Here is a 23,427-nt window from a genome sequence, read left to right as displayed (position 1 = left end):
CTTCAGGGGCGGGCGAGTTCCCTGGCCGCCTCCGTGAGGTCCTTCGCGGTGTCGATCGCCCGCCAGTAGGCGCCCTGGGGGAGGGGGAAGCCGGCGAGCAGCCGTTCGCGGGCCAGGCGCGGGAAGGTGGTGCGCTCGTGGTCGCCGCGGTCGGGGAGCAGCTTGGTGAAGTGGGCGGCGAACACGTACACGCCCGCGTTGATCAGGTAGGGGGAGGGCGGGGCCTCGATGAAGTCCAGAACGTGCCCGAACTCGTCGGTCTCCACCGCGCCCCAGGGGATGCGGGGCCTGGCCAGGGCCAGCGTCGCGGTGGCGTCCCGTTCGGCGTGGAAGGCGGCCATCTCGCGCAGCGAGAAACGGGTCCAGATGTCCCCGTTGGTGGCGAACCAGGGCTCGTCGGGGCGGGGCAGCGCGGCGGCGGCGTACTTGAGGCCGCCGCCCCTGCCCAGCGGCTCCGGCTCCCTGACCGTGGTGACGCGGAGCGGCAACTCGGCCGCGTCGAGCCACTCCTGGAGGACCTCGGCGAGATGCCCGCAGGAGATCACCGCGTCCGTGACGCCCTCGGCGGCCAGCCAGGTCAACTGGTGGCCGATGATCGGGATTCCGGTGCCCGGGATCTCGACCATCGGCTTGGGCCGGTCGTCCGTGTAGGGGCGCAGGCGTGAGCCCTGACCACCGGCCAGGACAACGGCCTGCGTGGGCGGGGGTGCGTCGTGCGAGGCGTCGGTCATGCCCCGCAGCCTACGGTCCCGCCGTCGCGGGCCGCGGCCCGGTGGGCGGGGCCCGCGACGGCCCGCGACGGCCGCGGGGGGCGCGTCAGTTGCCGGAACCGGCGGCGACGCCCGCGGCGTAGGAGGTGTCGCAGACGGGCCTGGCGTGCCGCTGGGCGCGCCTGGCGCTGCCGTACTTCTCGACGGCCGCCTCGCCCAGCGCCCTGGCGATCTCCGCGCAGTGCGGGGCCAGCGAGGGTTCGCGGTCCACGGCCTCCTGCAGCCCGGTCAGCGCGGCGCTCGGGTCCTGTCGGCGCAGCGTGGTCAGCAGCCGGTCGAGCAGCACGTCCTCGGGCGCCTGGGCCCGGTTCGCGGTGGAGGCGGTGAGCACCCGGTCCTCCTGGGAGCCCACCCAGGGCACCCGGGTGACGGCGAGCGTGCCGGAGAGGACGAGGACAACGGGAAGGGCGACGGCGAGAGTTCTGCCGACGCGGCGGAGTGCCTGATTCACGGTGATCTTCCTCGCGAGTACGACATGGACGACAGAAGCGCGGCACACGTGGGACACGTGGCACGCGCCGACTGCGGCGAACGGGACGGCGGGACGAGGCGCGCGGCGTGAGGCCGCGCCGCGCTCCGGGCCCGTCGATCGTAGCGAGGAGTAGTGATTTGGTGACATTTCGCCACCCTGACGAGTGAAGGACTCCGGGGAATTGCTGCCGGGGCGTTGACGCGCGAAAGGCCGTGTTTCCGCTGTGTGTGCGGAAACACGGCCTCGTGGCGCGTGGCGACGGGCCGGCCGCCGGGGGCTCGGCCCGTCGGTTGCTCAGTCGCTCAGGCGCTCGCCGGAGCCGGCGGCGAAGACGTGGGTCTCGCCGGGGCGCGGCACGACGTTCAGCTTGGCGCCCTTCTCGGGGACGTCGCGGCTGTCGACGCGGATGACCAGGTCCTTGGTCTCGCCGCCGATCTCGGCCGTGCCGTAGATGTAGGCGTCGGCGCCGGTCTCCTCGACGACGTTCACGATGACCGCGAGGCCGGCCGCCTCGTTCTCGTTCGCCTTCTCCAGGCTGGCGCCCTCGCCGTCGCCGGTGACCACCGCGAAGTGCTCGGGGCGGCAGCCGACCACCACGTGGGTGTCGCCCTTGCTCTGCGCCTCGGTCAGGGCGGTGCGCTCGACGGGCACCACGCTGTTGCCGAACTTCACGCCGCCGTCGGTGATCGGGACCTCGATCAGGTTCATCGCCGGGGAGCCGATGAAGCCCGCGACGAAGAGGTTGGCCGGCTTGTCGTACATGTTGCGGGGGCTGTCGATCTGCTGGAGCACGCCGTCCTTGAGCACCGCCACCCGGTCGCCCATGGTCATGGCCTCGACCTGGTCGTGGGTCACGTAGACGGTGGTGACGCCCAGGCGGCGCTGGAGGCCGGCGATCTGGGTGCGGGTCTGGACGCGGAGCTTGGCGTCGAGGTTCGACAGCGGCTCGTCCATGAGGAACACCTGCGGCTCGCGGACGATCGCGCGGCCCATGGCGACACGCTGCCGCTGACCGCCGGAGAGCGCCTTCGGCTTGCGGTCCAGGTACTCGGTGAGGTCGAGGATCTTGGCGGCCTCCTCGACCTTGGTCCTGATGTCCGTCTTGTTCACGCCGGCGATCTTCAGCGCGAAGCCCATGTTCTGGGCGACGGTCATGTGCGGGTACAGCGCGTAGTTCTGGAACACCATCGCGATGTCCCGGTCCTTCGGCGGCAGGTGGGTGACGTCACGGTCACCGATGTGGATGGAGCCGCCGTTCACGTCCTCCAGGCCCGCGAGCATCCGCAGGGAGGTGGACTTTCCACAGCCGGAGGGGCCGACCAGGACGAGGAACTCGCCGTCCGCGATGTCGATGTCGAGCTGGTCGACGGCGGGCTTTTCGCCGCCGGGGTAGATCCGGGTGGCCTTGTTGTAGGTGACCGTTGCCATCGCTTCTTGTCTCCTTCTACCGGCAGGAACGTGCCGGACGATCCGAGTAGGAAGGTGTTACGCGCGTATGTCACGAGCGCTACCGAAACCTAACTCGAAACAACGCGATCTGTCAGTACCCCAAGACAAAAGAGAATCGCGTGTAAAGATCAATCTTCCGATCGGCGCGCGGCCCTGTGACCCATCGGAACACGACTGGCACTCCCCGGAGGCGCGGGGGCGGGCGGCGGGGGAACGCGGCCGTTGACAGGCCCGTTGACTATCGGGGGAGACTATCGGGGGAGAAGGGGTGGGGGAGGCCGGGGAGAAGGGGGAGTTGGGCCGGGCGCGGTCAAGTCGGCGTTGTGTAGGCTGGAGCGGCCTTTGCGGGCCTTCCCGGCCGTGGCCGGGCCGCAGACGCGACTGCCGCCTTAGCTCAGTGGTAGAGCCATGCTCTTGTAAAGCATAGGTCGTCGGTTCGAATCCGACAGGCGGCTCTGACCTGGGAGAACGCGCGGGCCTCCGGCGGCGGCCCGCGGTGGGCCGCCACGCCGCCCGCGGGGTGGGACCCGTTGACTGGCCGGGCGGGCGAACGTAGAAATATCGCGCACATCCGAACAGGGTCAATCAGAGGATCACATATGCGCGAGGGAAGCTTCCTCCCCTTCCTCCACTTCAGGTCCGCGGGGATCAGCCTGGTGCTGGACTGTACGGGGCCGGGGCTGCCCCGGATCGCGCACTGGGGCCGGGACCTGGGAGAGCTGTCGGAGGCCGACCTGGCCGCGCTGGTGCGGGCCGGGGTGCCGCAGATAGCGAGCAACAACGTCGACGTGGTGGTGCCGCTCGCGGTGCTGCCCGAGCACTCCGCGGGCTGGCTCGGCACCCCGGGGCTGACCGGGCACCGCGCCGGGGCCGACTTCTCCACCGCCTTCGCGGTCACCGCGGTGGAGCGTGAGGGCCAGGCGGTCGAGGTGACGGCGGAGGACGTGCGGGCCGGCCTCGAACTGCGGCTGGAGATCGAGCTGACCGGCTCCGGGCTGGTCAGGCAGCGCGCCACGGTGACCAACCAGGCGGACGGGCGGGACGAGCCAGACGCGGCGCCGTTCGCCCTCTCGGGGGTGCTGCTGGCCTTCCCGGTGCCGGAGCGAGCCACGGAACTGCTCGACATGACCGGCCGCCACCTGCGCGAACGCAGCCCGCAGCGGCACGAGTTCACCCTGGGCACGCACCTGCGCGAGAACCGCAGGGGCCGCACCGGCACCGACGCGGCCACCGTCCACGTCGCGGGCGAGAAGGGCTTCGGCTTCCGCTCCGGGGAGGTGTGGGGCCTGCACGTGGCCTGGAGCGGCAACCACCGCTCGCTCGCCGAGCGCACCCCCTCCGGCGTCTCCCTGCTCGGCGGGGGCGAGCTGCTGCTGGCGGGCGAGGTGATCCTGGGCCCGGAGGAGTCCTACACCACGCCCTGGGTGTACGGCAGTTACGGCCGGCACGGGCTCGACGAGCTGTCCGGCCGCTTCCACGCCCACCTGCGGGCGCGCGAGCGGCACCCGAGCGGGCCCCGGCCGGTCACGCTCAACGTGTGGGAGGCCGTCTACTTCGACCACGACCTGGCCAAGCTGCGGCACCTGGCCGACCTGGCCGCCGAGGTGGGCGCGGAGCGCTTCGTGCTCGACGACGGCTGGTTCCGCGGGCGGCGCGACGACCACGCGGGCCTGGGCGACTGGTACGTGGACGAGACGGTGTGGCCGCAGGGGCTGCACCCGCTGGCCGACTACGTGCGCGAGCGCGGCCTCGAATTCGGCCTGTGGGTCGAGCCCGAGATGGTCAACCCGAACTCCGACCTCGCCCGCAGCCACCCCGAGTGGATCATGGCCACCGGCGACCGGCTCCCGCCCGAGTCGCGCCATCAGCAGGTGCTCGACCTCGGCCACCCGGGCGCGTACGACTACCTGCTCCAGCGGCTCGACGCGCTGATCGGGGAGTACGCGCTGACGTACCTCAAGTGGGACCACAACCGCGACCTGGTGGAGGCCGGGCACAGCCCGCGCGGGCAGGCCGGGGTGCACGTCCAGACCGAGGCCGTCTACCGGCTGCTCGACGAGCTGCGGGCGCGGCACCCGAAGCTGGAGATCGAGTCCTGCTCCTCCGGCGGCGGCCGGATCGACCTGGGCATCCTGGAGCGCACCGACCGGGTGTGGACCAGCGACTGCATCGACGCCCTCGAACGGCAGCGCATCCAGCGCTGGACCGGGCTGCTGCTCCCGCCCGAGTTGCTCGGCTCGCACGTCGGCGCGCCCGAGGCGCACACCACGGGGCGCACGCACACCCTCGGCTTCCGGGCCGGGACCGCGCTGTTCTGCCACTTCGGGATCGAGTGGGACCTGACCCGGGCGAGCGCGGAGGACCGCGCGGCGCTCGCGGAGTGGATCGCGCTGTACAAGGAGCTGCGGCCCCTGCTGCACGGCGGGACCGTGGTGCGCGGCGATCACCAGGACCCGGCGCTGTGGGTGCACGGGGTGGTGGCGCAGGACCGGTCGCGCGCCGTGTACGCGCTGGCCCAGGTGGCCACGAGCGTCCAGTCGCCGCCGGGACGGGTGGCCCTGCCGGGGCTCGACCCCGAGGCCAGGTACCGGGTCACGCCGCTGCCGCCCGGCGACCGGCTGCGGGGCGCCGCCTCCGACACCCTGGCCTGGTGGGGCGAGGGCGTCACGCTGCCCGGCGTGGTGCTGGGCGACCTCGGCGTCCGGGCGCCGATCCAGCACCCGGAGCGGCTGGTCCTGGTGCAGGCGGAGCGCGTCGGGTGACCCCCGCCCGGTCCCGCCCCCGCGCCGGGGGCGGGACCGGGCGCGGTGGGGCGCCCGGCGGCGCGGGCGCGGTGGGACGGCGCGCGGCGGGGGTCAGAGCGCCGGGAGCACGGCCGAGGTCCCGGCGAGGACGCCCGCCAGGTAGGCGAGCCAGACCGCCAGGAGGAGGGCCACCGCCTCCCGGTCGCGGCCCGCTCCCGCGCCGGGGACGAGCAGCCGCAGGAACAGCGTGGCCAGGGTGCTGGTGACGACGGTGGTGGTGACGCCCTTGATGCCGACGCGGGTGGCGAAGACCGTCTGCGCGCCCATGGCCGCGGCCAGCGCCGCCGCGCACCACGGGGCCGGCGCCCAGGCCAGGGCGCCGGCCAGGCCGAGCAGCGCCGCCTCCAGCCAGAGCAGGGCGCGCAGCGGGGCGCGGCGGCTCAGCCCGGCGGCGGCGAGGCCGCCGGCGCAGAAGCCGGCCAGGGAGGCGAGGGGGCCGGTCAGCCCCACCCCGGCGTCGCCGGGGAGGAAGCGGGAGGCGGCGCCCAGGCCGAGCAGCACGCCGTTGCCCGTCTGGTTGGCGACGAAGACGTGGTCGAGCGTGAGGAATGCGACGGCGTCCACCCCGCCCGCGAGGAGGGACAGCGCCACCATGAGCCGAGCGGGCACTCCCATGTGCCCATCTTCCGCGCGTTCCGGGCACATCGGGGGTTGTGCGCGACCGCGCGTTCCCGCCGGCCACGCCCCCGGGGCGCCTCAGGGCACCAGGACCACCTTGCCCGTCGTGGCGCGGCTCTCCAGGGCGCGGTGGGCGCGGGCCGCCTCGGCCAGCGGGAAGGTCTCGACGAGCGGGACGAGGGTGCCCGCGGCGGCCAGGGCGAGCGCCTCCTCCTCCAGCAGCCGCAGGTTCTCCCGGCCGCCGATCTTCTCGAACAGCGCGGGACCGAGCACCGAGGTGGAGCTGATGCCGCGCGCGGCCAGCTCCTCGGGGGAGGGGGCGACCGCGCCGCGGGGCGAGGCGCCGGTGGACGCGTAGCCGTAGGAGAGGTGGCGGCCGCCCGGGGCCAGCAGGCCGAGGGCGGTGCGGCCGAACTCGCCGCCGACCCCCTCGCACAGCAGGCTGAACGGCCGCTCGCCGTACGCCTCGCGGAGGGTGTCGGCCCAGTCGGGCCGGTTGTAGTCGACGGCGAGGTCGGCCCCGAGCCGGGCCACGGCGGCGGCCTTGGCGGGCCCGCCGGCGGCCCCGGCGACCCGCGCGCCGCGGTGCCTGGCGTACTGGACGAGCAGCGCGCCGATGCCGCCGGCGGCGGCGAGCACGAGGACGGTGTCCTCCGCGGTGAGCTCGGCGAACCGGAGGATGCCCATGGTCATGCGGCCGGTGCCGAGCATGGCGACCGCCGTTTCGGCCGTCATGCCCTCGGGCAGCCGGTGCAGATTGCCAATGGCGGTGACCGCGCGTTCGGCGTAGCCGCCGGGCACCATGCCGAGGTGGGCCGAGACGCGCCGGCCGAGCCAGGCGGGGTCCACGCCCTCGCCCACCTCGTCCACCGTGCCGGCGACCTCGCGGCCCGGCACGGTCGGCAGCTCGGGCACGGGGAAGGCGCCGCCCGCGGCGTCCGGCCCGGCCCGCAGGACGGTGTCGACCAGGTGGACCCCGGCCGCCGCCACGGCGATGGCGACCTCGCCCGGGGCGGGGTGGGGGTCCGCGACCTCCTCGTAGACCAGGTTCTCGGCCGGGCCGAAGGCGTGCAGGCGGACGGCGTGCATGGGGGCTCCTCTGTTCTCGGGAGCACCACGCTGCAACGTCAAGCCCACTTGAAGTCAAGGCAGGCCCTGCGGCGCCCGGCGGCGAGGCCCGGAGCCGGATTGTCGGTGGCCTGGGGCAGGATGGGCGACATGGCGGAGAACGGGTGAGCGGCGGCGGCTGGGCAGCATGGCGGGCGGCAGGGGGAGCGGCGATGCGGGCGAGGGGCGCATGACGGGGAAGGGCGGCGCGCGGGCGGGAGCGGAAGAGCGGGTGCCGCCGCCGAAGGCGCCGGTGTTCTCGCTGCCCCGGCTGACCCCCTTCGCGGGGCGGAGCCTCGACGCGGAGGAGGACTACGACGGGCTCGAATTCGCCGGCCTCGACCTGACGGGGGCCCACGCCCCCGGGGCGCGCTTCCTGGACTGCGCGCTGCGCCGCTGCGTCCTCGACGAGGCGCGGCTGCCCCGGGCGCGCCTGCTCGACAGCCTGCTGGAAGAGGTGCGCGGCGTGGGCACGGCCCTGGGCGAGGCGCAGCTGCGGGACGTGGAGATACGCGACGCCAGGCTGGGCGGGACGCAGCTGAGCGGCGCGACGCTGACCCGGGTGCTGGTGCGCGGCGGCAAGCTGGACTACCTGAACCTGCGGCAGTCCCGGCTGGTCGACGTGGCCTTCGCCGGCTGCGTGCTCGTGGAGCCCGACTTCGGCGGGGCGCGGCTGGAGCGGGTCTCCTTCGAGGGCTGCGAGCTGCGCGGGGCCGACTTCTCGGCGGCCACGCTGCGGGACGTGGACCTGCGCGGCGCGGCCAGGTTCGAGCCGGCCAGGGGCCTGGACCGGCTGGCCGGGGCGGTGATCGCCCCCGGCCAGCTGCTCGACCTCGCGCCGCATCTCGCGGCGCAGCTCGGGATCAGGGTCCTGCCGTAGCGCGTCGGGCGGGCGCCGGGGGGCCTGCCGCAGCGGGTCAGGCCAGCGCCCGCGCGACCAGCTCCTCGGAGAGCACGCGCAGCCGGTTCCTGGCCTCGGGGTCGTACGCCTGCTCGTCGGCGCGCGCGGGCACCTCGCTGTCGAAGTACCTGCCGGTGCCGACGTGCGCGTCGTTGATCAGGTGCAGCAGGGCGCGGCCCCCGGTGTCCACCGAGGTCCACGGCGGGACGCCCAGCTCCCGGCACATGGTGGTGTCCATGAAGCTGGCCGGGTGCAGGGCGTTGACCGTGACGTCCTCGCCGGAGGCGCGCAGGTCCTCGGCGAGGTCGAAGGCGTGCAGGATCTGGGCCAGCTTGCTCTGCGAGTAGCTGCGCACGGGCGAGAAGTTGCGCTCGATCATCGGGTCGTCGAAGTCGATGGGCTCCTGCCCGACGGAGGCGACGTTGACGATGCGGGCGGGCGCCGACTTCTTCAGCAGCGGCAGCAGGCGGTTGGTCAGGTGGAACCCGGCGAGGTAGTTGACGGCGAAGCGCTCCTCGTAGCCGTCCGGGGTCACCGCGCGCGGCGAGTCCCAGGTCCCCGCGCGCCCGGCGTTGTTGACCAGGACGTCGAGGCGGTCGTAGCGCCTGAGGACCTCGTCGGCGAGCGCGTCCACGTTCTTCAGCACTGAGAGGTCGGCGAGGAGCACGTCGGCACGGTCCTCGCCGGCCGCCCTGCGTATCTCCTCGCGCACCTCCTCGGCGCGTTCCGCGCTGCGCCCGTGCACGATGACCCGCGCCGGATCGGTGGCGTCGGTGGCAAGCCGCAGTGCCACCCACCGGCCGAGGCCGTCGGTCGAGCCGGTGATGAGTATTGTCCGCATGGGTTTCACCCTATTCGAGACGATGCGTCTTGCATAGGCGGGCCCCGGGGACCCCTCGTGCAGTCCCGGCGGGCCCCGCCCCCCTACAGCCGGGCGGCGAGCGCGGTGAGGAAGGCGGCCACCCCGGCCGGGCCCTCCACCGTCAGGTCGGTCGCCTCGGCGAGCCGGGGGACCTCCGGGCTGCCGCTGCACAGCCGCAGCCCGGCCACGCCGGACTCGCGCAGCCTGGCCACCGCGTCGAAGGCGGCCAGGTCCCCCAGGTCGTCGCCCCCGTAGAGCACGCTCGCGGCGCCCGTCTCCCGGACCAGCGCGGTCAGCGCCGTCCCCTTGTCCATCCCCGGCGGGCGCAGTTCGAGGACCAGCCGCCCCGGCTCCAGCGCGAGCCCGTGCCTGGCGGCCAGCTCGGCCAGCGGGGCGCGCAGCTGCTCGAAGGCCTCCTGGGGATGGGGCGCGCGCCTGGTGTGCACGGCCAGCGCGTTGCCCTTGTCCTCGACGGCGGCGCCGGTCGGCGCGACCAGCTCGGGAAGCTCCCCCCGGGCGGCGGCGACCCCGGCGTGCGGCGGGGGCGTCTCCAGGCGCCCGGTGGCCGCGTCCCAGCGCTCGGCGCCGTAGGCGCCCAGCACGACGAGGCCGGCCAGCTCCGGGTGGCCGGCGAAGCCGCCGAGCCGGACCGCGGCCCTGGCCGGGCGGCCGGTGACGACCGCAACGGCCGCCACCCGGGTGGCCACCGCCGCCAGCGCCGGGACGGCGGCCGGGTGGGCGCGCGCCTGCTCGGGATCGAGCACGATCGGCGCCAGCGTGCCGTCGAAGTCCAAGGCGATCAGGGCGCGCTCCGGCCTGTCGAGCAGGGCCGCGAGCCCGGCGCGGCCCTCCTCGGTGGCGGGCGCGGGAAGAGCGGGGTGGGTGCCCATGTACATGACTTTACCGGCGGTGGCGGCGCTCCTCGCGCAGGCGGCGCAGCCGGTTGACCGTCACCGGGTCGTGGGCGAGGGCACGCGGATCGTCGAGCAGCGCGTTCAGCAGCTGGTAGTACCGGGTGGGGGAGATGCCGAGCCGCTCCCTGATGGTGCGCTCCTTGGCCCCCGCCCGCGGCCAGGAGCGGCGCTCGACGGCCAGCACCGCCAGCTCCCGCTCCGACAGCCCGGCCCGGGGCGCGGCGGGCGGCGGCCCGGGCGCGGCGGCTTCCGGCTCGGCCGGCTGGTCGGCGTTCATACCGGCATTTTATGGGCGCGGTCGGACAGTCCCGTGGCCGCCGGCTCAGCGCAGTTCCTCGGCCGACTCGGCCTCCCGCTGCAACTCGTCGAGCACCTGCTGGACGTCGGTGCGCGGCTGCATCACGCGCCGGATGCCGCGCGCGAGCGAGCCGGCCACGATCGACCAGGACGCCTTGCCGACGGGGAAGAAGGTGGCGGTGGGCAGGCCGGTGAGGAAGGGGCGCAGCGCCCGCTCCTGCTGCGAGCGGCCCTGGAGCGTCGCCTCGACCTCGGGGCTGCTGGCCGGGAGCAGGCCGTGCCGGCCGGCGAAGGAGGCCACGCCCGAGGGCGGCCGGAAGACGAAGTCGAGGAAGGCGGCGATCTCCTCGCGGTGCCCCGCCTGGTTGAAGCCGAGCAGCCAGGTGGCGTCGGCGACGGCGGAGCGGGTGGGCCCGGAGCGGCCGGGCATGGCCGCGGTGCCGTAGGCGAGCCCGGCCGCCTCGGCCCGCCACACCAGGGTGGAGTCGCCGCTGAGCATGCCCACGCTGCCCTCGGTGAAGCCGGACAGCACCTCCTCCCGGGTGGTCTCCGCGGGGCTGGCCCGGCCCGTGCGGCCCGCCGCGCTCAGCTCGTCGCGCAGCCAGCGGAAGGTGGCCACGTTCTCGTCGGAGTTGATCACGTACCCGCCGGTGACGTCCGTGAGGGCGCCGCCCCCGCCGAGCATCCACACCAGGGCCTCGTCCTGCGCGTCGTCGTGGCCGAGCGGCAGCCCGAAGGGCACCGGGGTTCCCGCGTCCCGCAGCGCGCTCGCCGCGTCGAGCAGCGCCTCCCAGTCCGTGGGCGGCTCGTCCGGGTCGAGGCCGGCCTCCTCGAAGAGGGAGCGGTTGTAGAAGAGGCGGCCGACGCGGGCCGCGACCGGCATCCCGTACTGGATGTGCCGCACCTTGCCCGCCGAGGCGATGTTCGGCACGAGGCCGGAGAGCACGGGGACGTTCAGCAGCTCGGTGGCCGGGTACAGGGCGCCCCTGGCGGCGAAGTCGGCGATGGTGCCGACCTGGGCGATGTCGGGGGCCTGGCCGCGGTTCACCAGCTCGACGACCGCGGTGCTCGCCTCCTGGCGCGGGGCCGAGCTCACCACGACCGAGATGTCCGGGCGTTCCTCGCGGAACCTGGTCGCCAGCCCGCGCCAGTACTGCTCCGTGCTGCCCTGGCCCAGGACGTCCCCCAGTTCCGCGGTGAACAGCCTGAGCACGGTGGGCTCCCCGTCCCCGCCCAGCACGCCGCAGCCGGATGCCGCGAGTCCCGAGCCGAGTGCCGCGCCCACCGCGGTCGTGAGGAACTCTCTGCGCCGCACGGAATACCCCCCTCATCCGCCTGCCGCCGGATCCACACCAGCCTCCTGCAGTGCACTCGCATTTACAACACTGCCCTGTTACAAGGGGAGTTGACTCTCGTTTCCGGGCGAGAAACCAGGAGAACAACCAAAAAGAACGGCGAGGTGCAGGCCGCATGACCGAACTTTCCCTCACCGCGCGGGAGATCGGCACCCAACCCGCGTGCTGGCGCAGGGCCGCACGGGACGCGCGGGGCGCGGGTTCCGCGGGTTCCCGCGGGCTCAGCCATTTCGCGGAGAATTCCCTGCCCAGGGCGGGCGAACGCGTGGCCGTGACCGGCTGCGGCACGTCCTGGTTCATGGCACAGGCATATGCCGCACTGCGCGAGGGGACCGGGCAGGGCGAGACGGACGCATTCCCGGCCTCGGAATTCCCGCTCGGCCGCCGTTACGACCGGGTGCTCGCGCTGACCCGCTCGGGCACCACCACGGAGGTGCTCGGCCTGCTCGCCGAGCTGGCCGCGCGCCACCGGGACACCCCGCTCGTGGTGCTGACCGCCGACCCGGCCTCCCCGGTGCTGCGCGCCTCGCGGCACGTGGCCGTCTTCGACTACGCCGACGAGGAGTCGGTGGTGCAGACGCGGTTCGCCACCACCGCGCTGGCCTTCCTGCGCGCCGCCCTGGGGGAGGCGCCGGGCGGGGCGGAGGCGCTGGAGGCGGCGGCCGCCGAGGCCGAGGAGGCGCTGCGCGAGCCGCTCGACGCGCGGCTGCTCGCCGCCGGGCAGTGGACGTTCCTCGGCGGGGGCTGGGCCTACGGGCTGGCCCTGGAGGCGGCGCTGAAGCTGCGGGAGGCGTCCGGGGCCTGGACCGAGGCGTACCCGGCGATGGAGTACCGGCACGGTCCTGTGGCGGTGGCCGCGCCGGGACGCGTGGTGTGGGTGCTCGGTCCCGCGCCCGCGGGGCTGGCCGCCGAGGTGGCCGCGACCGGGGCCCTGCTGGTCGCCACGGACCGCGATCCGCAGGCCGAACTCCTGCGCGCCCAGCGGCTCGCGGTGGCGCTCGCCGAGGCCGCGGGGCTCGACCCCGACCGGCCCCGGCACCTCACCCGCTCGGTCGTCCTGCCGTAGTGGACTAGACCTCTTCGCCTCCCACAGGCGAGACTTGCGGGTGTGAGTCCGCGAGAGACGGCCCCCGAACGCCCGCCGGCAGGCGGCCGGAACGGCAGGCAGAGCTATGTGATCGCCCTGGACGTGGGCGGCACCGTGATGAAGGCCGCCCTGGTCGGCCGGGACAACACGCCCCTGTACCGGGCGCGCCGGCCGACCGCGGCCGGCGGCGGCGAGGCGGCGGCGGCCGGAATCCTCGACTTCGCAGGGGAGTTGCTGGAGACCGGGCTGGCCGAATTCGGCGCGCCGCCGCACGCCGCGGGGGCCGCGCTGCCCGGGGTGGTGGACGAGGCCGCGGGGGTGGCGGTCTACTCCGCCAACCTCGGCTGGCGCGACCTGCCGCTGCGGCGGCTGCTGAGCGAGCGGCTCGGCGGACTGCCGGTCGGCATCGGGCACGACGTGCGCACCGGCGGCCTGGCCGAGGGCAGGCTGGGCGCGGGGGCGGGCGTGGACCGCTTCCTCTTCGTGGCCCTGGGCACCGGCATCGCCGGGGCCATCGGCCTCGACGGCCGGATGGAGCCGGGCGCGCACGGCGGCGCGGGCGAGATCGGGCACGTCGTGGTGCGGCCCGGAGGCGCGCCCTGCGCCTGCGGGCAACGCGGCTGCCTGGAGACGGTGGCCTCGGCCGCGGCCGTGGCCCGCGCCTGGGGCGGCAGCGCCGCCGAGGCGGCGCGTGCGGTGGCGGCGGGCGACCCGCGGGCGCGGGCCGTCTGGGCCGAGGCCGTGGACGCGCTCGCCGACGGGCTGCTCCTCGCGATCGGGCTGCTCGACCCGCGCACCGTGATCGTGGGCGGCGGGCTCGCCGAGTCGGGGGAGACGCTGCTGGCGCCGCTGCGGGAGGCGGTGGCGGCCAAGGTCACCTTCCAGCGGGTGCCCGAGATCGTTCCCGCCGCGCTCGGGGACGGCGCCGGCTGCCTCGGCGCCGGCCTGCTCGCCTGGGCCACCGCGCAGGCCGCACCGGCCGCGGCCCCGGCGGCCCCGGCGGACGAAGCGGCCCCGGCGGACGAAGCGGGCCCGGCGGGCGAGGAGGGTGCGCCCGGCGGGGCCGGCGCGGTGGGGCAGGCGGGGGCGCGACAGGTGGCGGAGGGCCGGACCGCGGTGCCTTCGACGGCGGGAACAGCGGAGGTTGGGCAATGACCAGTGTGCGCACCGTGCTCGGCAACGCCAGGGTGGTCGGCCCCCGGGGCGTCCTGGAGGGCGGCCGGGTGACGATCGAGGGCGGCCGGATCGTGGCCGTCTCCGCGCCGCCGGCCGGCGGGGAGCCGCTGAGGCCGGGGCCGGACGAGGCCGGGCCCGGCCGGGCCTCCGGGGAGGCCGGGGCGGTGGACGTGGACCTCGGCGGGCGGTGGCTGGTGCCCGGGTTCGTCGACCTGCACGTCCACGGCGGCGGCGGCGCCTCGTTCTCGGCCGGGACCGCGCAGGAGGCCCTGCGCGCCGTCGCCACCCACCGCGCCCACGGCACCACCACGATGATGGCCTCCACCGTGACCGGCGCCCTCGACGACCTCGTCGCCCAGGCCGGGGTGCTGTCCGAGCTGGTGGAGCAGGGCGAGCTGGCCGGCATCCACTTCGAGGGCCCGTTCATCTCCCCCGGCAGATGCGGCGCGCACGACCCGGCGCTGCTGCGCGACCCCGAGCCCGCGGACGTCGCCGTGCTGCTGAAGGCCGCGCGCGGGACCGCCAGGATGCTGACCCTGGCGCCGGAGGGGCCGGGCGGCATCGACTCGGTGCGGCTGCTGTGCGAGCAGGGGGTGATCGCCGCGGTCGGCCACACCGACGCCACCTACGAGAAGACCCGGGAGGCCCTGCGGGCGGGGGCGAGCGTGGCCACCCACCTGTTCAACGCCATGCCGCCGCTCGCCCACCGCGCCCCCGGGCCGATCGCGGCGCTGCTTGAGGACGAGCGGGTCGTGGTCGAGCTGGTCAACGACGGCATCCACCTGCATCCCTCCGTGCTGCGGCTGGCCTTCCGCACCGCGGGCCCGGAGCGGGTGGCGTTCATCACCGACGCCATGGGCGCGGCCGGCATGGGCGACGGCGAGTACCCGCTCGGCCCGCTGCGGGTCGAGGTCAAAGGCGGGGTGGCGCGGCTGGCCGAGGGCGGCGCCATCGCGGGCTCGACGCTGACCCTGGACCGGGCCCTGCGGCGGGCGGTCACCGTGGACGGGCTGCCGCTGCCGCAGGCGGTCGAGGCCGTGTCCGGCACGCCCGCGCGGCTGCTCGGCATCGCGGACCGGGTCGGCTCCGTCGAGCCGGGCAAGGACGCCGATCTGGTGGTGCTCGACGCCGGGTTCGAGGTGGCCGGGGTGATGCGCAAGGGGGAGTGGGTGGTGCGGCCGTGAGCCTGGCGCCGGCCGCCACGCTGCTGGCGGAGGCCGCCGCGGCGGGCCGCGCCCTTGCCGCCTTCAACGTCATCACGCTGGAACACGCCCAGGCGGTGACGGCCGGCGCCGCCGCCGTCGGTGCCCCCGTGGTGCTCCAGGTCTCGCAGAACGCGGTCGCCCACCACGGCGGCGCGCCGGCGCCGCTGGCCGCCGCGCTCACCGCGCTCGCCGAGGCGGCGCCCACCCCCGTCGCGTTACACCTCGACCATGTCACCGAGGACGCGCTGCTGCGGCAGGCGCCGGCGGCCGGCTTCGGCTCGGTGATGTTCGACGCCTCCCGGCTGCCCTACGCGGCCAACCTCGCGGCGACCGCGGAGGCCGTCCGCTTCGGCCACGCGCACGGCCTGCTGGTGGAGGCGGAGCTGGGGCGGGTCGGCGGGAAGCCGGCCGACGCCCACACGCCCGGCGTGCGCACCGACCCCGATCAGGCCGCGGCGTTCGTGCGGGACACCGGCGTGGACGCGCTGGCCGTCGCGGTCGGCAGCAGGCACGCGATGCGGGAGCGGACGGCCCGGCTCGACCACGCCCTGATCGGCCGCCTGCGGGCGGCCGCCGGGGTGCCGCTGGTGCTGCACGGCTCCTCCGGCGTGCCGGACGCGGAGCTGCGCCGCGCGGTCGCCGCCGGCATGACCAAGATCAACGTGGGCACGGCGCTGAACCGGGCGATGACCGGCGCCGTGCGCGCCCACCTGCTCGCGCACCCGGAGCAGACGGACCCGCGCCCCTGCCTGCGGGCGGGCCGCGAGGCGATGACGGCGGAGGTGACCCGCCTGCTCACCGTCCTCGGCGCCTGAGGCGCCGGCGTCCGCGCCGGGGAGCCCGGGCCGGCACCCTGGCGCCGGGGCGCCCGCGCGCGGCCCGGCGCGGGCTCACTCCCAGGGCGCGACGGCGTGGTCGGTGTCCTCGGTGATCCAGAAGGCGTCGATGTTGACGTCGCAGGAGGAGGTGCAGGTGAGCTCGATGGTGTTCTCGCCCTCCTGCAGGTCGACGAGGTTGTACGTCTTGACCCAGCTGGTGTCCATCTCGTCGCTGCCGGTCGCGTAGTCCTTCATGTCGACCGGGTCCTCGCGCGGCTCGCCGTTCACCGAGAAGCTCATGCCCTGGCCGTCGGTGGTGGTGGCGTAGCCCGTGTAGAAGCGGTACGAGCCCGCCTCCGGCATCTCGAAGGTCCAGCTGATGCTCGCGTGCGGCCTGCCCTGCACGGCGATGTACGAGCCGTCGGCGGAACGGGCCCCGCCGATCGAGGTCTCCACGGCCGCGCCGTTGCCCAGCGTCAGGTCGTGCAGGTCCTCGGTGGCCGGCGGGCCGTCGTCCTCCTCGTCCTCGCTGGGCGAGGAGGAGGGCGAGGAGCCGTCCCCGCCGTCGCCCCCCGCGTCCCCGGTGGGGGTGGGCGTGGTGTCGCCCCCCGCCTCGTCCTCCGAGCCGCCGTTGCTGAAGACGATGGCCGCGCCCACCCCGAGCGCCACGGCGAGCACGACGGCGATCGCCCCGATCAGCAGCCCGTTGCGGCGGGGCTCGGGGTCGGGGCGGCGGCGGTCGGGCGGGCCGAAGGGCGGCGCGCCGCCCGGCCGGCTCTCCGGGGCGGCGTAGTGCGCGTCGGGCTGGCGGTAGCCCTGCTGGGGCGGGTACCCGTAGCCGCCGCCCTGTTGCGGCGGGTAGCCGTAGCCGCCCTGCTGGCCGCCGAACGTCCGCTCGCCGACCGGGCGCACCTGGTGGTACGAGGGCTGCCGTGGGCCCTGCTGGGGCGGGCCCTGCGGCGCCTGACCGCCCTCGGGGCGGTAGAGGTAGGCGAACGGGTCGTCACCCTCGTCGGGCGCTCCCGTGCCGGTGTTCCCCGCGCTCATCGACTACCGCTCCTTACCGCTTACCAATGCGCCCCACCCGTGGTACGTACGGTCGGGAGCCTACCGCGTTCGGGTGACACCGCCATGCCCCGCGCGGCGGGCGTGCCGCCGCTCAGCCCGCCCGCCTGCGGCCCTGGGAGCGCGAGCGCTTCTCGATGTACATGCGCTGGTCCGCGGACTCGAGGATCTCCGCGGTGCTCATCCCGCAGGAGGCCCAGCCGATGCCGAAGCTGGCCCCCACCCGGACCGCCCTGCCCTCGACGCGGATGGGCGGGATGATGCCGTTGCGCAGCCTGACGGCCAGGTCGGAGGCCTCGGCCGGGCCGAGGCCCTCGGCCAGCACCACGAACTCGTCGCCGCCGAGCCTGGCCACCGTGTCGTTGTCGCGCACGCCCTGCTCCAGGCGGCGGGCGACCTCCACCAGCACCGCGTCCCCGCAGACGTGGCCGAAGCGGTCGTTGATCGACTTGAAGCCGTCCAGGTCGCAGAACAGGACGGCCAGCCCCTTGCCGTCGCCGCCGCGGGCCTCGGGCGGATAGACGTGCTCGTGGTGGTCGAAGGGGCGCGCGCCCGGCGTGCCCAGGCCCCGGAAGGCGTCGGTGGCCTGATCGGCGCCGTGCGGCGCGGCGCGGCCGTAGGGGTCGGGCGGGACGTCGCAGATGCGGGCGCCGAGCCGGGCGCGCAGCTCGGCGCTGTTGGGCAGGCCGGTCAGCGAGTCGTGGCTGGCGCGGTGGGCGAGCGCGAGTTCGTGCCGCTTGCGCTCCTCGATGTCCTCGACGTGGGTGAGCAGCACCTGCGGGCCGTCCGCCGCGTCCGCGACCACCGAGTTGCGCAGGCTGACCCACACGTAGGAGCCGTCGCGGCGGGCCAGGCGCAGCTCGGCGCGCCCGCCCTCGGCCGAGGTGCGCAGCAGCACGCCGGTGTCCTCGGGGTGGACCAGGTCGGAGAAGCTGTAGCGGCGCAGCATCGCGACGGGGCGGCCCAGCAGGCGGCACAGGGCGTCGTTGACGCGGATCAGCCGGCCGTGGTTGTCGCCGCCGACCTCGGCGATGGCCATGCCGCTCGGCGCGTACTCGAAGGCCTGCCGGAAGCTCTCCTCGCTGGCGCGCAGGGCCTGCTGCTCGCGCTCCAGGCGCACCAGGGCGCGCTGCATGTTGCCCCGCAGCCTGGCGTTGCTGATGGCTATCGCGGCCTGGGAGGCGTAGAGCTGCAGCGCCTCGCAGCCCCAGGAGCCGGGGCGGCGGCCGTTGCGCGGCTTGTCCACCTCGAGGACCGCGAGCAGCTCGCCGTCCGAGGCGAACATCGGGGCGTAGAGGCGGTCCATCGGGTGCCACTCGTCCGGATGGCGGGGGGCGGGCCCGGTGGTGTGCCACTGCGGCACGTCGTCGTCGAGGGCCCAGCCCTCGGTGTACGGGATGAAACGGAGTTCGCCCCAGCGTTCGGCCATCTCCAGCCGGCGTTCCCAGGACTCCCGGGAGCCGGTGCGGCCGGCGAGCGCGGCCTCTGCGCTGTCGTTCCCCGCGACAGCGGCTACGAGCAGGTCCCCGTCCGGTCTGACGAGGTTGACGGCGGCCAGCTCGAAACCGAGTGCCTTGACCGTGCCGTCGGCGATGGTCTGGAGGGTGTCTGCCATGCTTCGTGCGGTGTTCAGCTGGGCGACGACCTGGTGCAGCTCCCGCAGTGAGGCGAGGCGCACATACGGCTCCGTCTCCGTTTCCATCACTCCCCCGGGTGCGCGGAATGCACGTGCAGATACAGAGGCCACTGAATCACAGCGAGCTGCCCATTAGGTACACAGGGTCAGCAAATAGTTGCCTTCTGTGATTCATGTCACAGACCGAGAATGCTCGGTCGCGCGACGTAGGACCTTCCCGTCAGGGCTGGTTCCCGGGTCCGATGCGGTGATGCCGGGCGGCGGGCTAGCGTTTTCAGCGTGTCACTCCCACCACGGCTGCCCCGGTCCCAGCAGGCACACGCGTTCCCCGGCGGGGACGAGTCACCCGCGCCGGAGGCGGCCCGCGCGGAGGGGGTGACCGCGGAGGAGTTCCGCGGCGCCCTCGCGCGCCTGGCCGCCGGCGTGGTGCTGGTGACCGCGCACGACGAGGAGGAGGGGCCGCGCGGGGCGCCGGCCGGCATGACCGCGACCGCCTTCCTCTCCGTCTCGCTCGACCCGCCATTGGTGCTGGTCAGCGTGCGGATCGGGTCCAGGATGGACGAGATCCTCGAACGCCAGCCGCTGTGGGCGGCCTCGATGCTCGGCGCGGACCAGCGGGTGCACGCGGGCCGGTTCGCGATGTCGGGACGGCTCAGCGACCGGCTGCTCTTCACGGAGGTGCCGCACGTGCTCGGCGAGGCGACCGGTGCGCCGCTGGTGAAGGGGGCCCTCGCCACCGTCGAATGCCGCACCGAGCAGCGGGTCGTGGCGGGCGATCACCGGCTGCTCGTCGGCCGGGTCCTCACCGCCTCGCTGCCCGCGGCCGAGGGCGGCCCGCTGCTGTACTACCGGGGTGCCTACCGCACGCTCGGTTGACGAACGGCCGGCGGCGGCCCGTTGACGGAATCGGGCGGCCTGTTGACAAAGCGTCCCGCGGCGTTGACGGCGGGCCCCCGGCGGCGGCGCCGGTCCGCGCGGCGCGCCGGGCGCCCGGGCCGCGTGGGGGCGTTCGCGCGGCTCAGTCCCAGCCCCCGCCTCCCCGGCCGCGCCCGCGCTTGAGCTCGGCCCGGTGCCGCTTCTCGCGCAGCCGCCGCTCCACCACCGCGCGCGGCACCTTCCGCTCCCTGCGCGCCTTCGGCGGCGGGGCCGAGGCCTCCGCGAGCAGCCCGGCCATCCGGCGCAGCGCCTCCTCGCGGTTGCGCCACTGCGAGCGGTGCCCGGAGGACCTGACGATCAGCACGCCCTCCTCGGTCAGCCGGCCCGCGAGCCGGCCCAGGGCCCGCTCCTTCCAGGCGGCGGGCAGCGCGGAGGTGGCGGCCAGGTCGAAGCGCAGCTCCACCTGCGTGTCCGAGGTGTTGACGTGCTGCCCGCCCGGGCCCGAGGAGCGCGAGAAGCGCCAGCGCAGCTCCGACTCGGGCAACTCGACCGCGCCGCGGATGGCGTACGGCGAGTGGCCCCGGCGGCCGGGGGCCGCGGGGCGCGCGGGTCGGTGCGCGGGAGTGGACACGCGTTCCATGGTCGCCCGGCCGGCCGCGACGCGCACCCCGGTTTTTCCGCCGATGCCCGGTGGAACCCGCGTACCCGGTGACATCGTTGGGGGCAGTGAGAGTAACGTCATCGCAAAGGCGACCCGGAGCAATCTGCGCGAAGCACGCAAGACCAGAGCGAGCCTGGCGAACCTGAGCGAAAACCTAAGAGGAATGGAATAAGGGGAATCCACATGGGTGTGAGCCTGTCCAAGGGCGGCAACGTCTCGCTGAGCAAGGAGGCTCCCGGACTGACCGCGGTGACGGTCGGCCTCGGCTGGGACGTCCGTACCACCACCGGTGCCGACTTCGACCTGGACGCGAGCGCCCTCGGGGTGAACTCCAGCGGGAAGATCGTCTCGGACCAGCACTTCGTCTTCTACAACAACCTGACCTCCCCCGACGGCGCCATCCAGCACACCGGGGACAACCTGACGGGTCAGGGCGAGGGCGACGACGAGCAGATCAACGTGAACCTGGCCGGGCTCCCGGCCGAGGTGGACAAGATCGTCTTCCCGGTGTCGATCCACGACGCCGACAACCGCGGGCAGAACTTCGGCCAGGTCCGCAACGCGTTCATCCGCGTGGTGAACCAGAACGGCGGCACGGAGATCGCCCGTTACGACCTGACCGAGGACGCCTCCACCGAGACCGCCATGGTCTTCGGCGAGATCTACCGCAACGGCGCGGAGTGGAAGTTCCGCGCGGTGGGCCAGGGTTACGCCTCCGGCCTGGCGGGCATCGCCCAGGACTTCGGCGTCAACGTCTGAGGCCGCCTTCGGCCTTCGCCGCGACAGCCCCCCGGCCGCCCCGGGCCCCGGGGGGCTGTTCCGTGCCCGGCCGCGGGCGCTCAGCCCTTGCGGTCCAGCGCGTCGAGGGCCGCCACCTGGTCGAGGAACCAGGACTGCGGCGGCAGCGCGGTGGCCGCGGCCGCCAGGCGCTCGCTGCGCGCCGCGCGCTCCTCGTCGGGCATCGACAGGGCGCGGTGCAGGGCCTCGGCGGTGCCGGCGAGGTCGTAGGGATTCACCAGCAGGGCGTCGGCGCCCAGCTCTTCGGCGGCCCCCGCCTCCCGGGAGAGGACCAGCGCCACCCCGCGCTCGGAGACCACCGGGATCTCCTTGGCGACCAGGTTCATGCCGTCCCTGATCGGGTTGACCAGGGCGACGTCCGCCATCCGGTAGGCCGCGAGCGAGCGGGCGAAGTCGTCCTTGACGTGCAGCACCACGGGCGTCCAGTCCGCGGTGCCGAACTCCTCGTTGATCTCGCCGGCCAGCCGGGAGACCTCGGCCGTGTACGCGCGGTAGACCGCCAGGTCCTGGCGCGAGGGGTAGGCGAAGGCCACGTGCACCACCCGGCCGCGCCACTGCGCGTGCCCGGCCAGCAGCCGCCGGTAGGCGAGCAGCCCGCGGACGATGTTCTTGGACAGCTCGGTGCGGTCCACCCGGACGATCGTCCGGCGCGCGCCGATCTGCTCGCGCAGCGCGGCCAGCCGCTCGTCGACGTCGGGCTCGAAGGCCCGCTTGCGCAGGAACTCCGCGTCCGAGCCGAGGCCGTGCACGCCCAGCAGCGTCCTGCGCCCCCCGAACGTCACCGACCGCGCCCCGGCCGGGCCCGCCGCGGTGGCGGAGCCCCAGTCCACCTCGGCGCCGAGCGTGGCCGCGCAGCAGGCGGCGAAGGCGTCGGCCCAGCGCCGGGTGAGGAACGCGGCGCGGTCGGCCCCGAGGATGCCGCGCAGCACCTCGCCCGCCACGGCGTCGGGCAGCACGCCGAAGAGGTCGGGCGGCGCCCAGGGGGTGTGCGAGAAGTGCCCGATCCGCAGGTCGGGCCGCCGCTCGCGCAGCAGCGAGGGCACCAGCGAGAGGTGGTAGTCCTGCACCAGCACCGCGGCCCCCGGCTCGGCCTCGGTGGCCAGCGCGTCCGCGAAGGCCGCGTTGTACGCGGCGTAGGCGGACCACTGCGCCTCGAAGGCGGTGTCGAAGACCGGTTCCAGCGGGGTCTGATACAGCAGGTGGTGCACGAACCACAGGACGGAGTTGGCGATGCCGTTGTAGGCGCCCTCGAAGGTCCCGGGCGGGATGTCCAGCATCCGCACGGCCTGCCCGCCGGTGTCGGCGGCCGGGAGCCGGGGGCCGGAGCGGGCCACGGCCGCCCGGTCGCCTTCGCCGAGCGCCGCGCACACCCAGGTCCCGGCCCCCTGGCCCAGGGCGCTGAGCCCGGACACGAGGCCGCCGCCGCCGCGCCTGGCGGTCAGCGAGCCGTCCTCGCCCAGCGTGTAACTCACCGGGCCGCGGTTCGACGCAACGAGCACCATGCGCGGAGCCTAGCCAACGCCCGGGCTGACCAAACGTGTGTCCGGTCACTCCCGGCGCGTCGGCGTATCCGCTGTGTTACGCGGCCTGTCTCGCCGCGTACTCGGGCACCGTGCACATCGGCGGCCGCTCGTCCGCGTGGATCGGGTGCGTCTGCGGCAGGAAGCCGCCGTCCCGGGCCCGCTCGAACTGGGTCAGCCCGATCGTGATCGGCATGACCGTGCCCGGCAGCCTGCTCTGCGCGGTCCGCATGATCGCGGCGGCCATCCGCCCGAGGGCCTGGCCGTCCTGGTGGCGGTGTCTGCGCACCCCGACGTCGACCTGGGCGAGGGCGTCCAGCCCCGCCAGGTTGAGCGTGTCGATCAGCAGGCCGAGCTCCACGCCGTAGCCGACGGGGAACGGCAGCTGCTCCAGCAGCGAGCGGCGCGCGGCGTACTCGCCGCCGAGCGGCTGCACCACGCCGGCCAGCTGCGGCCAGTGCAGGTTCAGCAGCGGGCGCGCCACCAGCTCGGTGACCCGGCCGCCCTGCGGGGCGCCGCCGTCCACCCGCGACTGGTCGCCGAGCGGGCGGTCGTACATCGCCTTGACCAGCTGCACGTCGGGCTCGGTGAGCAGCGGGCCGACGATCCCGGAGACGAACCGGGAGTCGAACTCCCGCAGATCGGCGTCGACGAAACAGATGATCTCCCCGCTCGCCGCGAGCAGCGACCGCCACAGCACCTCGCCCTTGCCGGGGACGCTCGGCACCCGCGGCAGGATCTCGTCGCGGTGCACCACCTTCGCGCCCGCCGCGGCGGCTGCCTCGGACGTGCGGTCGGTGGAGCCGGAATCCACCACAAGCAGTTCATCGATCAACGGGGTGCGCTCCATCAGGTCGCGCCGGAGCGCTTCCACGATGGCGCCGACGGTCGCCTCCTCGTTCAGCGCGGGGAGGACCACGCTGATGCTTCCCGCGGCTCCTGCTGCGCGCTTCGCGCTCAGCAGCTGCGGCAGCGGGCGGTCAGTGGCGGACCAGGACCGGCGGCTCAGCCACTCCTCAGCCTCTTCCAGCACGAA

The 23,427-nt window shown here is 74.9% G+C and carries 22 protein-coding genes and 1 tRNA gene; 9 read left to right on the top strand and 14 right to left on the bottom strand.

What is annotated here, in order from left to right; all coding sequences use genetic code 11:
• Nucleotides 1–2: 2 nt before the first annotated feature.
• From D7294_RS15010 to D7294_RS15000, 3 genes are all read right to left on the bottom strand, one after another.
• Nucleotides 3–731 (bottom strand): nucleotidyltransferase family protein, encoded by a 729-nt coding sequence (locus tag D7294_RS15010; protein WP_120679737.1) that lies wholly within the window; start codon nt 729–731, stop codon nt 3–5.
• An 85-nt stretch (nt 732–816) separates the two neighbouring features.
• Nucleotides 817–1,221, bottom strand: coding sequence for a hypothetical protein (locus tag D7294_RS15005; RefSeq protein ID WP_120679735.1), 405 nt, complete (start codon nt 1,219–1,221; stop codon nt 817–819).
• 315 nt (nt 1,222–1,536) lie between these two features.
• Nucleotides 1,537–2,670 carry an ABC transporter ATP-binding protein gene (locus D7294_RS15000; protein ID WP_120679733.1) on the bottom strand — a complete coding sequence of 378 codons (1,134 nt, stop codon included), beginning with the start codon at nt 2,668–2,670 and terminating at the stop codon, nt 1,537–1,539.
• A 404-nt stretch (nt 2,671–3,074) separates the two neighbouring features.
• On the opposite strand from D7294_RS15000, the gene D7294_RS14995 reads away from it, so the two are divergent.
• Nucleotides 3,075–3,146: transfer RNA gene (locus D7294_RS14995), tRNA-Thr, on the top strand.
• 144 nt (nt 3,147–3,290) lie between these two features.
• Nucleotides 3,291–5,453 (top strand): alpha-galactosidase, encoded by a 2,163-nt coding sequence (locus D7294_RS14990; RefSeq protein ID WP_120679731.1) that lies wholly within the window; start codon nt 3,291–3,293, stop codon nt 5,451–5,453.
• A gap of 93 nt (nt 5,454–5,546) precedes the next feature.
• Here D7294_RS14990 and D7294_RS14985 read toward each other — a convergent pair whose 3' ends face one another.
• Nucleotides 5,547–6,110, bottom strand: coding sequence for a DUF1275 family protein (locus tag D7294_RS14985; RefSeq protein WP_158674629.1), 564 nt, complete (start codon nt 6,108–6,110; stop codon nt 5,547–5,549).
• Nucleotides 6,111–6,191: 81 nt separating this feature from the next.
• Nucleotides 6,192–7,202 carry a zinc-binding dehydrogenase gene (locus D7294_RS14980; protein ID WP_120679727.1) on the bottom strand — a complete coding sequence of 337 codons (1,011 nt, stop codon included), beginning with the start codon at nt 7,200–7,202 and terminating at the stop codon, nt 6,192–6,194.
• 208 nt (nt 7,203–7,410) lie between these two features.
• Between D7294_RS14980 and D7294_RS14975 the strand changes: the two genes are divergently transcribed.
• Nucleotides 7,411–8,100: a pentapeptide repeat-containing protein gene (locus D7294_RS14975; RefSeq protein WP_120679999.1), complete on the top strand. Its 690-nt coding sequence runs from the start codon at nt 7,411–7,413 to the stop codon at nt 8,098–8,100.
• 37 nt (nt 8,101–8,137) lie between these two features.
• On the opposite strand, the gene D7294_RS14970 is transcribed toward D7294_RS14975, so the two are convergent.
• From D7294_RS14970 to D7294_RS14955, 4 genes are all read right to left on the bottom strand, one after another.
• The gene (locus D7294_RS14970) at nt 8,138–8,962 is read right to left on the bottom strand and encodes an SDR family NAD(P)-dependent oxidoreductase (protein WP_120679725.1); all 825 of its coding nucleotides are present in this window, start codon (nt 8,960–8,962) and stop codon (nt 8,138–8,140) included.
• Nucleotides 8,963–9,045: 83 nt separating this feature from the next.
• Nucleotides 9,046–9,873, bottom strand: coding sequence for a trehalose-phosphatase (gene otsB / locus D7294_RS14965; RefSeq protein WP_120679997.1), 828 nt, complete (start codon nt 9,871–9,873; stop codon nt 9,046–9,048).
• A 10-nt stretch (nt 9,874–9,883) separates the two neighbouring features.
• Nucleotides 9,884–10,174 carry a DUF3263 domain-containing protein gene (locus D7294_RS14960; RefSeq protein WP_120679723.1) on the bottom strand — a complete coding sequence of 97 codons (291 nt, stop codon included), beginning with the start codon at nt 10,172–10,174 and terminating at the stop codon, nt 9,884–9,886.
• A gap of 45 nt (nt 10,175–10,219) precedes the next feature.
• The gene (locus D7294_RS14955) at nt 10,220–11,509 is read right to left on the bottom strand and encodes an ABC transporter substrate-binding protein (RefSeq protein ID WP_120679721.1); all 1,290 of its coding nucleotides are present in this window, start codon (nt 11,507–11,509) and stop codon (nt 10,220–10,222) included.
• A 155-nt stretch (nt 11,510–11,664) separates the two neighbouring features.
• Between D7294_RS14955 and D7294_RS14950 the strand changes: the two genes are divergently transcribed.
• Genes D7294_RS14950 through D7294_RS14935 form a run of 4 tightly spaced genes read left to right on the top strand, consistent with a single transcriptional unit; the run spans nt 11,665 to nt 15,832 of the window.
• The gene (locus D7294_RS14950) at nt 11,665–12,615 is read left to right on the top strand and encodes an SIS domain-containing protein (protein WP_120679719.1); all 951 of its coding nucleotides are present in this window, start codon (nt 11,665–11,667) and stop codon (nt 12,613–12,615) included.
• Between the two features lie 42 nt (nt 12,616–12,657).
• Nucleotides 12,658–13,791 (top strand): ROK family protein, encoded by a 1,134-nt coding sequence (locus D7294_RS14945; RefSeq protein WP_338325653.1) that lies wholly within the window; start codon nt 12,658–12,660, stop codon nt 13,789–13,791.
• A complete protein-coding gene (gene nagA / locus D7294_RS14940; RefSeq protein WP_120679717.1) occupies nt 13,788–14,996 on the top strand; it encodes an N-acetylglucosamine-6-phosphate deacetylase in 1,209 nt (402 codons plus the stop codon). Before D7294_RS14945 ends, nagA begins: the two co-directional genes overlap by 4 nt.
• On the top strand, nt 14,993–15,832 hold the full coding sequence (locus D7294_RS14935; protein WP_120679716.1) for a class II fructose-bisphosphate aldolase: 840 nt from the start codon (nt 14,993–14,995) through the stop codon (nt 15,830–15,832). The genes nagA and D7294_RS14935 overlap by 4 nt, the downstream gene beginning before the upstream one ends.
• A 75-nt stretch (nt 15,833–15,907) precedes the next feature.
• Here D7294_RS14935 and D7294_RS31930 read toward each other — a convergent pair whose 3' ends face one another.
• Both D7294_RS31930 and cdgB read right to left on the bottom strand, forming a co-directional pair.
• On the bottom strand, nt 15,908–16,882 hold the full coding sequence (locus D7294_RS31930; protein WP_158674628.1) for a carbohydrate-binding protein: 975 nt from the start codon (nt 16,880–16,882) through the stop codon (nt 15,908–15,910).
• Between the two features lie 112 nt (nt 16,883–16,994).
• Nucleotides 16,995–18,602, bottom strand: a complete 1,608-nt coding sequence (gene cdgB, locus D7294_RS14925; RefSeq protein ID WP_120679714.1) for a diguanylate cyclase CdgB — start codon at nt 18,600–18,602, stop codon at nt 16,995–16,997.
• A 309-nt stretch (nt 18,603–18,911) separates the two neighbouring features.
• Between cdgB and D7294_RS14920 the strand changes: the two genes are divergently transcribed.
• Nucleotides 18,912–19,412: a flavin reductase family protein gene (locus tag D7294_RS14920; RefSeq protein WP_120679712.1), complete on the top strand. Its 501-nt coding sequence runs from the start codon at nt 18,912–18,914 to the stop codon at nt 19,410–19,412.
• Nucleotides 19,413–19,554: 142 nt separating this feature from the next.
• Here D7294_RS14920 and arfB read toward each other — a convergent pair whose 3' ends face one another.
• On the bottom strand, nt 19,555–20,043 hold the full coding sequence (gene arfB, locus D7294_RS14915; protein ID WP_422070701.1) for an alternative ribosome rescue aminoacyl-tRNA hydrolase ArfB: 489 nt from the start codon (nt 20,041–20,043) through the stop codon (nt 19,555–19,557).
• A gap of 213 nt (nt 20,044–20,256) precedes the next feature.
• Between arfB and D7294_RS14910 the strand changes: the two genes are divergently transcribed.
• A complete protein-coding gene (locus tag D7294_RS14910) occupies nt 20,257–20,832 on the top strand; it encodes a TerD family protein (protein ID WP_120679710.1) in 576 nt (191 codons plus the stop codon).
• 80 nt (nt 20,833–20,912) lie between these two features.
• On the opposite strand, the gene D7294_RS14905 is transcribed toward D7294_RS14910, so the two are convergent.
• Nucleotides 20,913–22,373, bottom strand: coding sequence for an alpha,alpha-trehalose-phosphate synthase (UDP-forming) (locus D7294_RS14905; RefSeq protein WP_120679708.1), 1,461 nt, complete (start codon nt 22,371–22,373; stop codon nt 20,913–20,915).
• A 76-nt stretch (nt 22,374–22,449) separates the two neighbouring features.
• A complete protein-coding gene (locus tag D7294_RS14900; protein WP_120679706.1) occupies nt 22,450–23,424 on the bottom strand; it encodes a glucosyl-3-phosphoglycerate synthase in 975 nt (324 codons plus the stop codon).
• Nucleotides 23,425–23,427: the final 3 nt, after the last annotated feature.

This window comes from Streptomyces hoynatensis, from assembly GCF_003626535.1.
GTDB lineage: Bacteria > Actinomycetota > Actinomycetes > Streptomycetales > Streptomycetaceae > Streptomyces > Streptomyces hoynatensis.
The sequence above is the reverse complement of the archived record's forward strand: the minus strand, read 5'-3'. Positions and strand labels throughout refer to the sequence as shown.

Excerpts from the sequence above, each read along its gene's own strand:
- D7294_RS14985 (WP_158674629.1), bottom strand. The coding sequence starts at position 6,110 with ATGGGAGTGCCCGCTCGGCTCATGGTGGCGCTGTCCCTCCTCGCGGGC.
- cdgB (WP_120679714.1), bottom strand. The coding sequence starts at position 18,602 with ATGGAAACGGAGACGGAGCCGTATGTGCGCCTCGCCTCACTGCGGGAG.
- nagA (WP_120679717.1), top strand. The coding sequence starts at position 13,788 with ATGACCAGTGTGCGCACCGTGCTCGGCAACGCCAGGGTGGTCGGCCCC.
- D7294_RS14970 (WP_120679725.1), bottom strand. The coding sequence starts at position 8,962 with ATGCGGACAATACTCATCACCGGCTCGACCGACGGCCTCGGCCGGTGG.
- D7294_RS14980 (WP_120679727.1), bottom strand. The coding sequence starts at position 7,202 with ATGCACGCCGTCCGCCTGCACGCCTTCGGCCCGGCCGAGAACCTGGTC.
- D7294_RS14950 (WP_120679719.1), top strand. The coding sequence starts at position 11,665 with ATGACCGAACTTTCCCTCACCGCGCGGGAGATCGGCACCCAACCCGCG.
- D7294_RS14960 (WP_120679723.1), bottom strand. The coding sequence starts at position 10,174 with ATGAACGCCGACCAGCCGGCCGAGCCGGAAGCCGCCGCGCCCGGGCCG.
- D7294_RS14990 (WP_120679731.1), top strand. The coding sequence starts at position 3,291 with ATGCGCGAGGGAAGCTTCCTCCCCTTCCTCCACTTCAGGTCCGCGGGG.
- D7294_RS15010 (WP_120679737.1), bottom strand. The coding sequence starts at position 731 with ATGACCGACGCCTCGCACGACGCACCCCCGCCCACGCAGGCCGTTGTC.
- D7294_RS31930 (WP_158674628.1), bottom strand. The coding sequence starts at position 16,882 with ATGAGCGCGGGGAACACCGGCACGGGAGCGCCCGACGAGGGTGACGAC.
- D7294_RS14905 (WP_120679708.1), bottom strand. The coding sequence starts at position 22,373 with ATGGTGCTCGTTGCGTCGAACCGCGGCCCGGTGAGTTACACGCTGGGC.
- D7294_RS15000 (WP_120679733.1), bottom strand. The coding sequence starts at position 2,670 with ATGGCAACGGTCACCTACAACAAGGCCACCCGGATCTACCCCGGCGGC.
- D7294_RS14975 (WP_120679999.1), top strand. The coding sequence starts at position 7,411 with ATGACGGGGAAGGGCGGCGCGCGGGCGGGAGCGGAAGAGCGGGTGCCG.
- otsB (WP_120679997.1), bottom strand. The coding sequence starts at position 9,873 with ATGGGCACCCACCCCGCTCTTCCCGCGCCCGCCACCGAGGAGGGCCGC.
- D7294_RS14910 (WP_120679710.1), top strand. The coding sequence starts at position 20,257 with ATGGGTGTGAGCCTGTCCAAGGGCGGCAACGTCTCGCTGAGCAAGGAG.